General features: G+C 55.7%; 11 protein-coding genes and 3 pseudogenes. 8 read left to right on the top strand and 6 right to left on the bottom strand.

Going from position 1 to position 15,511, the window contains the following annotated elements; genetic code table 11:
- Window positions 1-4: 4 nt before the first annotated feature.
- Together JCM17844_RS03645 and JCM17844_RS03640 are read right to left on the bottom strand one after the other, a co-directional pair.
- A pseudogene (locus tag JCM17844_RS03645) lies at window positions 5-570 on the bottom strand (HNH endonuclease).
- 162 nt (window positions 571-732) lie between these two features.
- A complete protein-coding gene (locus tag JCM17844_RS03640; protein ID WP_210431293.1) occupies window positions 733-1,392 on the bottom strand; it encodes an alpha/beta hydrolase in 660 nt (219 codons plus the stop codon).
- Window positions 1,393-1,480: 88 nt separating this feature from the next.
- Here JCM17844_RS03640 and gluQRS point away from each other — a divergent pair, with 88 nt between their 5' ends.
- Window positions 1,481-2,347: a tRNA glutamyl-Q(34) synthetase GluQRS gene (gene gluQRS / locus JCM17844_RS03635; protein ID WP_149999718.1), complete on the top strand. Its 867-nt coding sequence runs from the start codon at window positions 1,481-1,483 to the stop codon at window positions 2,345-2,347.
- Here the strand turns inward: gluQRS and JCM17844_RS03630 are convergent.
- The 3 genes from JCM17844_RS03630 to JCM17844_RS03620 all read right to left on the bottom strand — a co-directional run bounded on the left by JCM17844_RS03630 (window position 2,344) and on the right by JCM17844_RS03620 (window position 5,754).
- Window positions 2,344-2,736, bottom strand: a complete 393-nt coding sequence (locus JCM17844_RS03630) for a DUF1761 domain-containing protein (protein ID WP_149999717.1) — start codon at window positions 2,734-2,736, stop codon at window positions 2,344-2,346. The two genes, gluQRS and JCM17844_RS03630, sit on opposite strands and share 4 nt — an antisense overlap.
- A gap of 173 nt (window positions 2,737-2,909) precedes the next feature.
- Complete coding sequence (locus tag JCM17844_RS03625) at window positions 2,910-3,419, bottom strand: TonB C-terminal domain-containing protein (protein WP_210431292.1); 510 nt, start codon at window positions 3,417-3,419, stop codon at window positions 2,910-2,912.
- 322 nt (window positions 3,420-3,741) lie between these two features.
- Window positions 3,742-5,754: an ethylmalonyl-CoA mutase gene (locus JCM17844_RS03620; RefSeq protein ID WP_149999715.1), complete on the bottom strand. Its 2,013-nt coding sequence runs from the start codon at window positions 5,752-5,754 to the stop codon at window positions 3,742-3,744.
- Between the two features lie 535 nt (window positions 5,755-6,289).
- On the opposite strand from JCM17844_RS03620, the pseudogene ccrA reads away from it, so the two are divergent.
- The 7 genes and pseudogenes from ccrA to JCM17844_RS03585 all read left to right on the top strand — a co-directional run bounded on the left by ccrA (window position 6,290) and on the right by JCM17844_RS03585 (window position 12,973).
- A pseudogene (gene ccrA / locus JCM17844_RS03615) lies at window positions 6,290-7,599 on the top strand (crotonyl-CoA carboxylase/reductase).
- The gene (locus JCM17844_RS03610; RefSeq protein ID WP_149999714.1) at window positions 7,592-9,259 is read left to right on the top strand and encodes an acyl-CoA dehydrogenase family protein; all 1,668 of its coding nucleotides are present in this window, start codon (window positions 7,592-7,594) and stop codon (window positions 9,257-9,259) included. Before ccrA ends, JCM17844_RS03610 begins: the two are co-directional and overlap by 8 nt.
- 153 nt (window positions 9,260-9,412) lie before the next feature.
- Entirely contained in the window at window positions 9,413-9,610 is a 198-nt protein-coding gene (locus JCM17844_RS03605; RefSeq protein ID WP_149999713.1) for a twin transmembrane helix small protein, read from the top strand.
- A gap of 20 nt (window positions 9,611-9,630) precedes the next feature.
- On the top strand, window positions 9,631-10,206 hold the full coding sequence (locus tag JCM17844_RS03600; RefSeq protein ID WP_149999712.1) for a cob(I)yrinic acid a,c-diamide adenosyltransferase: 576 nt from the start codon (window positions 9,631-9,633) through the stop codon (window positions 10,204-10,206).
- A 150-nt stretch (window positions 10,207-10,356) separates the two neighbouring features.
- Window positions 10,357-11,106: an electron transfer flavoprotein subunit beta/FixA family protein gene (locus JCM17844_RS03595; protein WP_149999711.1), complete on the top strand. Its 750-nt coding sequence runs from the start codon at window positions 10,357-10,359 to the stop codon at window positions 11,104-11,106.
- A pseudogene (locus tag JCM17844_RS17110) lies at window positions 11,103-12,031 on the top strand (electron transfer flavoprotein subunit alpha/FixB family protein). The gene JCM17844_RS03595 and the pseudogene JCM17844_RS17110 overlap by 4 nt, the downstream one beginning before the upstream one ends.
- Window positions 12,032-12,103: 72 nt before the next feature.
- Window positions 12,104-12,973 (top strand): 3-hydroxybutyryl-CoA dehydrogenase, encoded by an 870-nt coding sequence (locus JCM17844_RS03585; RefSeq protein WP_149999710.1) that lies wholly within the window; start codon window positions 12,104-12,106, stop codon window positions 12,971-12,973.
- Between the two features lie 91 nt (window positions 12,974-13,064).
- Here JCM17844_RS03585 and JCM17844_RS03580 read toward each other — a convergent pair whose 3' ends face one another.
- Window positions 13,065-15,488, bottom strand: a complete 2,424-nt coding sequence (locus JCM17844_RS03580) for a DUF4175 domain-containing protein (protein WP_149999709.1) — start codon at window positions 15,486-15,488, stop codon at window positions 13,065-13,067.
- Window positions 15,489-15,511 lie beyond the last annotated feature (23 nt).

The following is a 15,511-nucleotide window of genomic DNA, read 5'->3' as shown; positions in this document are numbered from 1 at the left end:
GTGATCAAGGCTCCAATTCGCTATCCCAGTAAAGATAATCCCGCCAGCTATCATGCAGGAAATTCGGCGGGAAGCGGCGGCCATTCTCGATCAGCTGACGGCTGGTGGGGCGAAAGCCTTGATCATTGGGAACATATTCGCTTCGTGCGGTGTGCGGCCTCCCTTGCGCAGATTGCACGGGGCGCAGGCCGTGGTCACATTTTCCCATGTGGTTTTGCCACCATAAGCGCGGGGAACCACATGATCGAAGGTCAGATCATCCCCAATCCCGCAATATTGACATTCAAACCGGTCCCGCAAAAACAGGTTAAAACGCGTAAAAGCCGGCCATGTGGCCGGCTTTACATATTTTCGTAAGGATATCACAGACGGTAAGCGGATCTCGGTGGAGGGTGATTTGATCACCCTGTCATACTCCGAAACAATATTGACCCGATCCAGAAACACCGCTTTCAAGGCCGTTTGCCATCCCCATAAAGACAACGGGTAATAGCTCAAGGGCCGATAATCGGCATTTAAAACAAGAGCAGGGCAGCTCTCGGGGGAAGGAATAGGTCTTCCATCCAGCATCTTTGACCGCCTCCTTGTTGCCTGCGCCGACATTGTCCGCTTTTTTTGAAAAACCAGACCAACCGGTACGTTCAAAGCCATTCAACAAGATACAGTGTTATTTTTGTATAACAATCCTTCATCTTGTCTCTGTCAATAAAAAGGCGCTTTGATCGGCTTTTTTCAACCAAGGGTGTTTTTCAAAAAGTCCGCCGCTTTTTTAAGGCCATCCGGTGCAATGGAATGCTGCGTGTTCTGACTGACATGCCGGTCAACGGGGACTTTCAATGCCTCCAGCGCGCCATAAGCTTCGAACATCAGCCACACGGGCACCACATCATCGGCCGCCCCATGCACCAGCAAAACAGGAGACGACGGTCCCATTTCATCCATCAAGCTCCCCGGCGCGGCCAACGAACCGGAAAAGCCCACAATGCCCGCCAAAGCCTGCGTACGGCGCAGCCCCACATGCAACGACATCATGGTTCCTTGTGAAAACCCGACCAAGGCAATGCGATCTGCGGGAAGGCCAAAACGCGCCATCTGTTCATCGATAAAGCGATCCAGTGTACCGGCCGCACTGCGGGTGCCTTCATCGCGCTCTTCACGGCTGATGGTGGTCAGGGGAAACCACTGATATCCCTGCGGGGCGCCATTACAAGGCTGCGGCGCATCGGGGGCGATGAAATGTGTTTTGGGCAGCACGGTTTGCAAATGTGGGGCCAGACCGATCAAATCCTGACCGTTTGAGCCATAACCATGGGCAAAAATGACGAGACTATCGGGCGTACCACCATTTTTGGGGGCAATCTCGGGGCCGCTAAGCGTGGGGGAAGAAGTCACGGGACGAAAGGCTCCTTTGGACAAAACGCAATTCAGGGTAAAAGACCTCTTCACAAAAGCCCATTCTATAAGGACCTGACAAGCCCCAATGCACACGGCCTTCGTTACCCGCTTTGCGCCCAGCCCCACGGGAAAACTGCATTTGGGCCACGCCTTCTCCGCCCTGACCGCCTTTGAGGCTGCGCAAAAAGCAGGAGGGCGCTTTTTATTGCGGATCGAAGATATCGATCAAAGCCGCTGCCGTGATCCCTATATTTCCGGCATTTTTGAAGATCTGGAATGGTTGGGCATCACATGGGAAAGGCCGGTACGGCGGCAATCAGAGCATTTCAGCGATTATCAAAGCGCCCTTGACCGGCTGAAAAGCATGGGCGTGCTTTATAAATGCATCTGCACCCGGAAAGATATTGCTGCTGAAATCGCCCGCTCGCCCAGCGCCCCCCACGGCCCCGACGGGGCCCATTATCCCGGCACCTGCAAGCATCGACCAGCCACAGAAATCGCGCAGGCCATAAGCGATGGTCACCCCTTTGCCCTGCGCCTTGATAGCATGCGCGCAGCGAAACTGATCGCCGCGCACAGCCCCTTATTGTTCACCGACAATGAAGGCCATGTCCATGAAGCGGACCCTTTGGCCTTTGGGGATGTGGTGCTCGCCCGCAAAGACACGCCCACAAGCTATCATCTGGCCGTAACGGTGGATGACGCCCTGCAAGGGATAAGCCATGTCGTTCGCGGCGAGGATCTGTTTCACGCCACCCATATCCACCGGACTTTGCAAGCGATTTTTGGCCTGCCCAGCCCCGTCTATCATCACCATAAACTGCTTCTGAATGAAACCGGGCGCAGGTTGGCCAAGCGGGATAAGGCGCAAACCCTTCATAGTCTACGCCAATCCGGCTGGACGGCGCAGGATGTGCGGGAGAGGCTCGACCGCCTGTCCGCAAATTGTTAAACCGCCCCCAGCACCAGACCAATCAGCATGAATTGCAGGCTGTGATAGCCCGCATTGATGCCGAACAATCTCAGGCTTTTCTGCTCGAACAGATAATTGATGCCGAAGGAGCTGCCCACCCAGGCAACGCCCGCCAACAAGCCATAAAGCGCGCCGGTGGCCATATCGATGTCAGGGCCCAAAAACATATGGAACACAAAGGCGGCCAATAAAGACAGCAGAAAAGAAATCCCGAATACCTTGGCCATATTGCCGCTTTGGATCTGTTCGTCGCTCAAGCCCACTTCTTTTTGCCATGCCTTCCCGAACAGAATGGGGGAATACCATAAACCACCCAATATGAATCCGGATAAAGCCGCCAGGAAAACCGCCAGATAATCGATTTCCATTTTTTCCTCCCAAAGAGTTGCCCTACTATGTGCAAAAAAGCGCGCAGGAAAAAACCTCTCTGCATCCCGTTCGGATCTTGATGCAATCAGACTATCTGAAGGGAAGGGCTCCGCAAACGAAAAAGGCGCAGCCTATGGCCACGCCTTCTCCAACAAACTTTCAATCCGCGCCTTTAGCTAACGCCACCGATCAGGCTGATACGCATTTCTCCTGAATCCGCCAATTGGTCGCCGGTATCCGCCTCACCTTCTTTGGCCAACCGCTCCATGCGGACAACAGTGTCCAGCATTTTATTGATACCTCGCTGGGTTTCTGAATAGAGAAGATGCACACGTACCTGCGCATAATCCGCACGATAACTGGCCGGCAAGGCAGGAAGCTTTTCTAAACTCTCCCCAAGCTTTCTGCTGCTCCGATCAAAATAGGCATGCCCGCTGGATCGCGCCAATTCCCATCCCAACACCTCGCCATCCCGATTGATCCTCAGATCCACAACCGCATGGGCGTCGGGCAAAGTCTGGCGTTTGGTAATGGTTGGATAATCCATTTTCCAACTGATGAGCTTCGAGCATTCGGCTTTCCAATGTGTCAAGTCCAGTGCCTCTCCTGCCTGCGCGGCAACCCCCAATGTCAGGGCAAGCGCTGCGCCAGCAGTGGATAAAACAAACTTTCTAATGGTCATGATCATCACTCCTCGCTTTTGCTGTGTCGTGTAAGAGACCGCTGTTTTTTTGTGCAGCCTTTATTGTGTCTCAAACCGCTTCAATCGCCAGAAACCAAGGGATTGTTTACGTTTTGATGAGAAAAGTGTGTGGATTTCACGGGAAGGGGTCAAGAGATCAAACGCATATTTCGCGATGCAGCATAACCAAAGTGCGCAATTTAAAGTCAGTTTATAAACGTAAATAGGATTTTTTATTACTGAAAAATGACACGAAAGATTAGGTCTTTCGCCCGCCATACATATCGGACTGTTATATGGAGGCCGCTTGATCCGAGTCGCATCAGACGCTTTCATCCAAAAGCGTACAAATCTCTTCCATGATGGCTGTCAGCTTAAAATCTTTTGGCGTAAAAACCCGCGCCACACCGGCTTTGGTCAAACGCTTGGCATCTTGTGCAGGGATGATCCCGCCAAGCACCAAAGGAACAGCCTGCATCCCGGCTTTGTGCATACGGTCGATCACATCCTCCACAAGCACCAGATGCGAACCGGACAGAACCGACAAGCCGATCACATGCACCCCTTCTTCCAGCGCCGTATTCACGATACGCGCCGGCGTTAGGCGAATACCTTCATAAACCACATCGAATCCACAATCGCGCGCTGCAGCGGCGATTTGTTCGGCCCCATTGGAATGGCCATCAAGACCGGGTTTCCCCACCAGAAATTTCGGGCGACGACCCAGTTTTTTTGCCAGATGCTCCACCCGCGCCCTGATCGCCGCCACCGGTTCGCCTGCTGCCTGTGCCTCTCCGCCAACACCTGTGGGGGCCCGGAACTTCCCATAGACCTCACGCAGGGCTGCCGCCCATTCGCCGGTGGTCGCCCCGGCTTTCGCGGCCAGAATGGATGGCGGCATGATATTGTCCTGGCTTGCAGCGGCCGCTTTCAAAGCCTCGAGAGCACGATCCACCGCCTGTTGATCGCGGCTTTCGCGCCATGCGTGAAGATTGGCAATCTGCACCTTCTCTGCCGACGCATCCACGGTCAGGACAGCACTTTCCGACGTGGACACCAGCGGCGATGGCGCACTGTCTGTGTAGATATTCACCCCCACCACTTTTTGGGTACCCTCTTCAATGGCGTGCAAGCGGCGACTGTTAGACTGTACCAAGCGGCGCTTCATATAACCGTTTTCCACCGCCGCAACGGCACCGCCCATTGCCTCGATCTTCGCCAGTTCCGCCAAGGCACCGGATTTCAGCGTCTCGACCTTTTCCGCCACCACGGGAGAACCATCAAACAGATCACCGAATTCCAGAAGGTCGGTTTCATAGGCAAGGATCTGCTGAAGGCGCAAAGACCATTGCTGGTCCCATTCACGAGGCAATCCCATGGCTTCGTTCCAAGCCGGAAGCTGTACGGCACGGGCGCGGGCATTTTTCGACAAAACCACAGACAGGGTTTCCAGCAAGATCCGATACACATTGTTTTCAGGTTGCTGTTCGGTCAGGCCAAGACTGTTCACCTGCACCCCATAACGAAAGCGCCGGAAGGTCGGATCTTCCACGCCATAACGCTGCCGGGTGATCTCGTCCCACAATTCGACAAAGGCGCGCATCTTGCACATTTCGGTAACAAAACGGATGCCCGCATTCACAAAAAAGCTGATCCGCCCCACAATCCGCGGGAAATCATCCGGCGCAATGGCTTCGCACGCGCGCACGCAATCAAGAACCGCAATGGCCGTTGCCAAAGCAAAGGCCAGCTCTTCTTCAGGCGTCGCCCCCGCTTCTTGTAAATGATAAGAACAGACATTGGTCGGATTCCATTTGGGCAAATGCGCCGCACAATGGACCACCACATCGCGGATCAGCCGCAAGGACGGTTCCGGCGGAAAGATATAGGTGCCGCGCGACAGATATTCCTTGATGATGTCGTTTTGAACCGTGCCTTGCAGCATGGCGCTATCCACACCGCGCTCTTCCGCCAAAGCGATATAAAGCGCCAACAACCACGGAGCCGTGGCATTGATGGTCATGGAGGTGTTCATTTTCTCAAGCGGAATATCCGCGAACAGCGCCCGCATATCGCCCAGATGCGAGATGGGCACCCCCACCTTTCCCACTTCGCCTCGCGCCAAAGGATGATCGGCATCATAGCCGGTTTGGGTGGGCAAATCGAACGCCACCGACAGGCCCGTCTGGCCACGTTTCAAATTGGTCCGGTATAAGGCATTGGAGGCAATGGCCGAGCTGTGCCCGGAATAGGTGCGCATCAGCCACGGCCTTGGCGCTTTGCTTGTTTCGGAAAAAGCGGCAGGCCCATTCTCTTTGCTTTCTTTCTCAACCATCGCCTTTACATCTCCAATATGTCTTCCCAAAGTACTCTTTGGATAGAAAATGTCGCCGTCCGAGCCATCCAAGTCTAGTCTTTTTTGTGCGCCGCACAAGTCGAACCACTAAACCAAAAAGTAAAATAGACTTACAGTTGTATTTTTTATAATCTGTCAACTTATAGCCGCCGGGATTTGCAGGGTGGGCGCACGTCAAGTCGGCAGAGCAAACGGTTCTTTTCTCAAGGCTGTAAAATGCTTCATGCCGGATAGGGCTGGTGGTTCGGCGGGCTCCTCCCCTCTCGACCCGTTGATCCACCGGTCCGACTATCACCACGTGCAACGGCAAGACATTGTCCATTTTTAAACGTCCCGTCTGCTTTTTTGGAAACCTCACCAGAAAAGACGCATGGATAATGCACATGTTCGGACTATTTTTTTCATATATTTCAACAAACCTGTTTATTTTGATAGAAATAAGCTATTGTGCAGTGCAATAGTTTTCTGTCAGTCTGGCACATATGCGCCACAAACGACGTTTTGGGAGAGCACGATGCCGGCACAGCCAACAGCCTTGAACCCCACAGAAACGACAGAGAAACCTGCTGGGCCGCCCTTAAAAGATCTTTATGATGTGGGCGAGATCCCCCCTTTGGGCCATGTCCCGAAAAAAATGCATGCCTGGGCCATCAGGCGCGACCGTCATGGGCCGCCCCAATCCGCCATGCTGGAAGAGGTGGTGGACACCCCTGATATCGATTCCGATGAAGTGCTGGTTCTGGTGATGGCTGCCGGGGTCAATTATAATGGTGTGTGGGCTGCCTTGGGCACCCCCATCTCCCCCTTTGATGTGCATAAGGCCGATTATCATATCGCCGGGTCCGATGCGGCAGGCATCGTTTATAAAGTGGGCCGGCGGGTAACCCGCTTCAAAGTGGGCGATGAAGTGGTCGTGCATTGCAATCAAGACGATGGCGACGATGAAGAATGTAATGGCGGTGATCCCATGTTTTCATCCAGCCAACGCATTTGGGGCTATGAAACGCCCGATGGGTCTTTTGCTCAGTTCGCTCGCGTGCAAGCCCGCCAGTTGATGCCGCGCCCCAAGCATCTCACATGGGAAGAAAGCGCATGCTACACACTGACATTGGCCACGGCTTACCGCATGCTGTTCGGCCATCGCCCCCATATTCTGCGCCCCGGTGACAATGTTCTGGTGTGGGGGGCCTCGGGCGGGCTTGGCTCTATGGCCATCCAGTTGATCGCCACCGCCGGAGCCAATGCCATTGGCGTGATTTCCGATGATACAAAGCGAGAATTCGTTTTGTCTTTGGGTGCCAAGGGCGTGATCAACCGCCGTGAATTCGATTGCTGGGGCCCTTGCCACCGGTTCAGGATGTGGAAACCTATAGCGCCTATATGAAGCGGGTGCGGGCGTTTGGCAAAGCCATCTGGACGATCACCGGCAAGGGCAATGATGTGGATGTGGTGTTTGAACATCCGGGCGAACAAACCTTCCCGGTATCGTGCTTTGTGGTGAAACGCGGCGGTATGGTGGTGTTCTGCGCGGGCACCACCGGCTTTAATCTGAGCTTTGATGCACGGTTTGTCTGGATGCGCCAAAAACGTATCCAAGGCAGCCATTTCGCCAATCTCAAACAGGCCAGCAAAGCCAATCGGCTGGTGATCGAACGGCGTATCGATCCTTGTATGTCCGAGGTATTTGGCTGGGCAGACATCCCCCGCGCCCATGAGAAAATGCGGGCCAACAAGCACAAGCCGGGCAATATGGCAGTGCTTGTATCCGCCCGCCATCCCGGTCTGCGCACCTATGAAGATGCCGTCGAGGCAGGCAATGTCTGATCCTTTGATTGCCGAAAGCCCCGACGATCTGATTGATCTTGCGGATCTGGAAGAAGCGGTTACCCGCGCACAAGCCTTGGTGGCGGCCCTGACAAAGGCTGTGGCAGCAGATATATGCCGCAATGGCCGGGCCGACCGGGCCTTGCTGGAAAAGCACCAAACCAAAGCCCATGGCCTTGCCTGGTATGCCACCTATGCGGAAACCTTGAAAGAATCCCTTGGCTGGGCGCGCACCTTGGAAAAGGCGGAGCAGCTATCCCAAACGGAAAAGCTGATTTTGGCCATTGGCTGCGGGGAGTATCTGTCGCAAATGGCGAGCGGTATTCCCATGAGCCAGACAGAGATCGTCCGCCCCGGCAGTGTAGGCGCAAGCCCGGAGGACTTTCAGGCATTTATGACAGAGCCGGTGATGCGCCTGATCACTACGGGCAACACCGAAGACAATCGCCGGGCGCTGGCAAAACAGCTGGAGCACGGTCAGTTCGGGCAAAGCAGGCTTGATGAAACGCTGGAAATGGTGCGCGACAGCTTCCGCCGCTTTGCAAATGATCACAAAGACGCCGCCCATAGCTGGCATCTCAAGGATCAACTGATCCCCATCGAAGTCATCTCCGCACTGGCGGACATGGGGGTGTTTGGGCTGACCATCCCCGAACAATATGGCGGCGCGGGCATGGGCAAAGCGGCCATGTGCGTTGTGTCGGAAGAATTGAGCCGGGGCTATATCGGCCTTGGGTCTTTGGGAACCCGCAGCGAAATCGCCGCCGAACTGATCCTCACCGGCGGCACCGACGCGCAAAAACAATATTGGCTTCCGAAATTGGCCAGCGGCGAGATTTTGCCCACCGCCGTGTTCACCGAGCCCAATACGGGGTCGGATCTGGGATCGCTTTCCACCCGCGCCGTGAAAGACGGCGACCTCTATCGTATCACCGGTAACAAAACATGGATCACCCATGCCGCCCGCGCCGATCTGATGACCATGCTGGTGCGCACGGACCCCGATCAGCCCGGCTATAAGGGCTTATCCATGCTGTTGGCGGAAAAGCCGCGCGGCACCGATGCCGATCCCTTCCCCGCCAATGGCATGACCGGCGGAGAAATCGAGGTTCTGGGCTATCGCGGCATGAAAGAATATGAACTGGGCTTTGACGGCTTTGCTGTGGACGCCGGCAATCTCTTGGGCGGCACTGAAGGTCAAGGCTTCAAGCAATTGATGGCCACCTTTGAAAGTGCGCGCATCCAAACGGCCGCACGGGCCATTGGCGTGGCCCAATCGGCGCTGGATATGGGGCTGGCCTATGCCCATGAGCGCCGACAATTCGGCAAACCCATTGCGGCCTTCCCCCGCGTTTATGGCAAGCTGGCAATGATGGCCGCCGAGATCATGATGGTACGCCAATTGAGCTATTATGCCGCCGAACAAAAAGACAGCGGCAGGCGCTGCGATCTGGAAGCCGGCATGGCCAAGCTGCTGGCGGCCCGCATTGCATGGGCATCGGCGGACAATGCGGTGCAAATCCATGGCGGCAATGGCTATGCCACGGAATATCCCGTCAGCCGGATTCTGGTGGATGCTCGTATTCTCAATGTGTTTGAAGGGGCTGCCGAAATTCAAGCCAATGTGATCGCCACGCGTTTGCTAGAGGCGGCTGGTTAGACTAGCCTGCCGGCTGGTCGATCTTTGATGTGTCTGCCGACACATTTTGTCGCGGCAAGAAAAAGAATGAGCATTTGAGAAGCAAACACCTTAGGCTTCGCCCCTTAAATCTTCTAAACGGCTCATGTCTTCACACGGAAAGTACAGACACCCATGTCTTCGACCCTGCTTCTTTTGATCCCGATTTTCATGGTAGCCGCCCTTGGAGCGGTTTTGCTTGGCGTGCTCAATATGGCCCGTCAGGGAAAAGCCAGCCAACAGCGCTCCAACAAGCTGATGCAGTGGCGGGTATTGCTTCAATTCATCGCTGTTATTTTGATGGGCTTGCTGTTCTATCTGGCTGCGAACTAAAGCATTGTGAACGAAAACTCATGGTCAAGCTGACAAAAATCTACACGCGTGGCGGCGATGGTGGCGATACCTCGCTGGTAGATGGCAGTCGGGTGCGTAAATATAACGCCCGCATTGACGCTTATGGCACCGTTGATGAAGCCAATGCGGTGATCGGCCTTGTGCGGCTTCATACCAGCGGCACGTTGGATGACATGCTGGCCCGTATTCAAAATGATTTGTTCGATCTGGGGGCGGATCTTGCAACCCCTGAACTGGACCCCGATGCAGAAAAAAATGCCCTGCGCATCACCGATGACCAAGTGGCGCGGCTGGAACGGGAAATTGATGCGCTCAATACCGATCTTTCCCCCTTGCAAAGTTTCATTTTACCGGGTGGCACAGCGGCCTCGGCACATCTGCATCTGGCGCGCACCGTGGTCCGCCGTGCCGAACGGCTTATGGTGCTCGCCGCCGAAGATACCCCCGTCAACGGGGCGGCCATCCGCTATGCCAACCGATTAAGCGATCATTTGTTTGTTTTATCGCGGATTACCAACGATCATGGCGCCGGAGATATTTTATGGAAACCCGGTGCAACACGGGGCGATAGCTAGATCATGTATGATCCTGTTACATTGACTCAAGCACGGGCTTGACCTATGTCTCATCGTCCAACATTCGCCATTTTTTTGGAGGGGCGTATCCTGTGTTCTCCGAAGAAATATGAAAAGATATGACGGTAAGCCAAGGAGCTGTTTTCCATCATGAAGGTGCTGGTCCCTGTTAAACGGGTCGTTGATTACAATGTCAAAGTGCGGGTGAAGTCCGATCAGTCGGGCGTCGAACTCGCCAATGTCAAAATGTCGATGAACCCCTTCGACGAAATCGCAGTTGAAGAGGCGATCCGTCTCAAGGAAGCCGGGAAGGTCGATGAAATCGTCATCGTCTCCATCGGCCCCAAACAAGCGCAGGAAACCATCCGCACAGCCCTTGCCATGGGTGCGGACCGGGGCATTCTGGTTGAACATGATGGCCCCACCGAGCCTTTGGCCGTTGCCAAATGTCTGAAAGCCATAGTGGATGCGGAAGAGCCCGGCCTTGTAGTGTTGGGCAAGCAGGCCATCGATGACGATTCCAATCAGACGGGGCAGATGCTGGCGCAGCTTCTTGGCTGGTCGCAAGGCACATTCGCCTCGAAAGTGGTGCTGGAAGACGGGGCTGCCATTGTCACCCGCGAAGTGGATGGCGGCCTTGAAACCATCAAGATCACAATGCCTGCCATCATCACCACCGATTTGCGCCTCAATGAGCCGCGCTATGCCTCTTTGCCCAATATCATGAAGGCCAAGCGCAAGCCCATCGACATGAAGACCCCCGATGATTTCGGTGCCGATATGGCCCCGCGTCTCAAAACGCTGAAAGTAGAAGAACCACCCAAACGCGAAGCGGGCATCAAGGTGGAAAGCGTTGCCGAACTGGTGGGCAAATTGCGGGAAAAAGGAGTGATCAAATGACAGCCCTTGTTCTTGCCGAACATGATAACAGCACGCTCAATGATGCCACCTTGTCCACCGTGACAGCGGCGAAGGCTCTTGATGATGTGCATATTCTGGTTGCCGGCCATAATGCGGCCAGTGTGGCCGAAGCCGCTGCCAAGATCGATGGCGTTACCAAGGTTCTGCATGCGGATGCCCCGCATTATGAGCACAGAACCGCCGAAGCGCTGTCGGCTTTGCTCATCGGGCTTGCCGATGGCTATGACAGCCTGCTGGCACCGGCCACCACCATGGGCAAGAATGTGATGCCCCGTGTGGCCGCCGCACTGGATGTGACGCAGCTTTCCGATATCATTGCGGTGGAAAACGCCACCACCTTCAAACGCCCGATCTATGCGGCAATGCCATTGCCACCGTGGAAACATCGGATAGCAAAAAGGTCATCACCGTGCGCGGTACGGCCTTTGAAAAAGCCGGGGCCGAGGGCGGCTCGGCTTCGGTGGAAACAGTGGAAGCCCCTGCAGATCCCAAACTTGCGGAATTTGTCGGGCAGGAATTGTCGAAATCCGACCGCCCCGAACTGACCAGTGCCAATATCATCGTCTCCGGTGGACGCGGCATGGGGTCGGGCGAGAATTTCGCTCTCATTGAAAAAGTGGCCGATAAATTGGGAGCCGCCATTGGTGCCAGTCGCGCCGCTGTAGACGCGGGCTTTGTTCCCAATGATTATCAAGTGGGTCAAACCGGAAAGATCGTTGCCCCTGAACTTTATGTGGCTGTGGGCATTTCCGGCGCGATCCAGCATCTTGCCGGTATGAAAGACAGCAAGATCATCGTCGCCATCAACAAAGATGAAGAAGCGCCGATCTTCCAAGTGGCCGATTACGGCCTTGTGGCGGATCTGTTTGAAGCGCTTCCGGCTTTGGAAAAAGAACTGTCTTGACAACCATCAATCATAACGCCCCGCGGACACCGGTTCCGGGGCGTTTTGTTTTAAACAGGAACGGATGTAGCAATGCGTAAGGTGGGTGTGATCGGCGCAGGCCAAATGGGCAACGGGATTGCTCATGTGATCGCCTTGGGCGGTCATGATGTGATTTTGGCGGATATTTCCAAAGAACGCGCTGTCGAGGCTTTGGGCATCATCCACCATAATATGGAACGACAGGTCAATCGGGGATTGACCACCCAAAGCGCCATGGATGAAGCCATAGGCCGTATCATCGCCACAGATAAGCTCTCGGATATGAGAGACGCCGACTTGGCAATCGAAGCGGCCACAGAAAAAGAAAATGTCAAAGTCGCCATTTTCAAGGAATTGTGTGAAACGCTGAAGCCTGAAGCCCTGCTTGCCACCAATACCTCATCCATTTCCATCACCCGCCTCGCCGCGTCCACCGACCGGCCGGAAAAATTCATCGGCATGCATTTCATGAACCCGGTGCCGGTCATGAAATTGGTGGAAGTAATCCGGGGCATTGCCACCTCGGAAGAAACCTATAAAACTGCCCGGGAATTCGTTTCGGATCTGGGCAAAGAGGTGGCCATTGCAGAAGATTTCCCTGCCTTTATCGTCAACCGTATCCTGCTGCCGATGATCAATGAAGCCATCTACACCCTTTATGAAGGCGTGGGATCGGTGGAAGCCATCGATAAAGCCATGCGGTTGGGAGCAAATCACCCCATGGGGCCTTTGCAATTGGCGGATTTCATTGGCCTTGATACCTGCCTGTCCATCATGCAGGTGCTTTATGAAGGCTTGGCCGATACCAAATATCGCCCCTGCCCCTTGCTGGTGAAATATGTGGAAGCCGGCTGGGTTGGCCGCAAGGTTGGGCGCGGTTTTTACGATTATAGCGGCGACGTCCCCATCCCCACGCGCTAAGGCGTCACACGGGACTCCCCCCCTGCAAAGCGCCGTTTCATGCGGCGCTTTTCGCTATTTCCTGTCCATGCCTTATTCGCTGTGTGTCCGCCTAAAAGCGGCGCAACAGGCGGCGCAGATATTGCCGTTCCTCATCACTGAGATCGGGATTGCTGATGCGCTGGCGCAGCTCTTCCAAAATGCGTTCCACCTGCCGCGCATCCAACATATCGGGCAATTCAAAGCCCCGCGTGTTCATACCCGGTTGGGGCCGCCCCAAGGGATCAAGGCCATTGCCCGATGGCATTTGCTGCATGGCCTGTTCCAGCATCTGTTCCAGAGCCCCTTTTGCCTCATCCAAGGCACGCACAGCCTCGGCCTGTCCGCGAATGGCCCCCGGCCCCGATTGTTCGGACAATGCCCGACCCGCATCTTCCATGGCCTGCAGGGCTTGCTCCAGCCCGCCGGGAACTTCCATACCGCCGTCCCCCAACCCTTGCAGGATGTCGCCCAAGCGCTGGCTCAGGCCCTGTTGTTTTGCACCCAATGAATCAAAGCCCCCTTGTGGCTGTCCGTTCTTCTCCCGCAGGCGATTGACCAATGTCTGGCGGCTGGTTTGGTTCAAAAGCGTGCGCTGGTCTTCGCTCAAGCCTTCCAGAGCCTCGGCGGCACGGCTGGCCGCCATCATCCGCTCATAATCTTCGGCGGTCATGCTGTTGGCGCTGGCATTTTCCATAATGTCGCGCAGTTGATCCAGCATGGCCTTGGCCGCATCCATCTCGCCCGCGGCGGCCAGATCACGCATCTGCCGGATCATCTGTTGCAGCATATCCGACCCCACCACCTGCATGCGCTGGGTGCCATCGGTGCGCATGGGCGCGGTTTCGCTTTGCTGGCGGGCCATTTGCGACAGGAATTGCTGCATCATCGCTTCAAGGGCGGCCGTTGCCTGATCCAGGCCGTCCTCGCCGCCCTCTAGCGCCTCTTCAAATTGGTCCAAGGCATCGCGCAAGGATCGGGTGGCCAGCGACATCTGCCCATCTTCCAAACGCAAAGCGGTTTCCCACAGGATTTCCCCCACTTCTGCAACGGCTTTCCGCGACGAATCGCTGTTCATGCGCCAATAGGCACTTCGCAAGGCGGCAAATACCGTAAGATCGCCTTCATAGGCATCAAGGGCACGCGACACCCGGTCGATACGGTCCGTTTCCCTTGAGGCTCTGGCGGGCGAAACCAGCATATCTTTACGGATCGCCACCAATTCCTTTGCCACGGGATGGCTGAACACCCGTTCAGGCAAGCGAAACACCAGCGCATCGCTTTTCCCTGTCTGACCGGCCGCATCGGTAGCGGACAACACCGCCGTTACCAAGCGCCCTGCGAAAGGATGCGCGGTCAGATCCTCATAAACGACCAAAGAGGTCGCCTCACCGCGCGTTTGTGCCCCACGCAAGGCAATCTCCAGGCGATCATCGCTGGTCGTGCCGGGGGCCTGCGCCCCTTCTGGCAAGGGTACAAGGGTGAGACTGGCATCTGTCACGCCATAATCATCATTCACCACATAAGTTAACCGCATGGCTTGCCGACGACTTTGAGTGGGGGTTCCGACAAAGCTGATGCTCGGCGGTTGATCGGGGATAAGGGCCAAAGGCCAGAGGGCGCGGCTGCGGCCACCTTGGCGAATTTCCAACACCGAAAGATCCGGATCAGACAGTACAAACTCAAGACGATGGTCCACCGTTCCGACCGTATCAAACGGAATGTCATCCTCTCCCGCCAATAAAACAGGGGCTTGGCGCCCACCATTCAGCCGCACCACCAGCATCGAGCCCACCGGCGCGGACAATGGGGCGGCGGCCTCGTCATGGGCTTTATTGGCGGTTATGGGGCCATGCAAAACAATGGGGCTTTTGCCGGTATAATCGGGCGGGGTGAGCCAGGCATCCAGCACCACCGTGCGCGGCGCATCCCCGAAGGGTGGCTGCAAGGCCTGAAAAAGCCGCCTCCCGGCATCCGGTCCCGCATAAAGCGCACCGATAAACAAAGCCAGCAAAACAATCGCCCGCAAAGCGCGGGGATCTTCATAAACCAGCGACAAACGCGGTGCCTTGACCGGCAAATCCTGTGCCATCTCTGCCATATGGTCGCGGTGCCTGCGCCACAGCACAGACGCCCCCGCAGCCATAGCCGGAGCATCAAAAACCGCATCAATAGGGCGATGCCGTGCGCCACCGCTTTCTTCCAAACGGCGCCGTGCATCGACATCACCGGGCCATATGGCCCGACGCAAGCGGTGCCATAAAATCCCCGCCCCGCCAAGCAGCACAAGCCCGAACACCGCCAAATGAACAAAGGCCGGGGCCTGCTCCCATATCCCCAAAAGCGCCAGCGCAAAATACGCCCCAATCATCGCCCCAACAGGCCAGGCCGCACGCCACACCGTTTCCAGAACCAACCAGCCACGCACCACAAACAGGCGCCGGGCCAAACGGGCTCGGATCTGTTTGTGCCTATCCAAAGGGCTGCGTTTGTTCATTCAATCCTCATGCCACATGGTGT

Origin of the sequence: Iodidimonas gelatinilytica (assembly GCF_008579125.1) — a bacterium.
GTDB classification, from domain to species: Bacteria; Pseudomonadota; Alphaproteobacteria; order Sphingomonadales; family Rhodothalassiaceae; genus Iodidimonas; species Iodidimonas muriae.
Note: the sequence above shows the minus strand (reverse complement) of the source record. Positions and strands in the feature narration are given on the sequence as shown.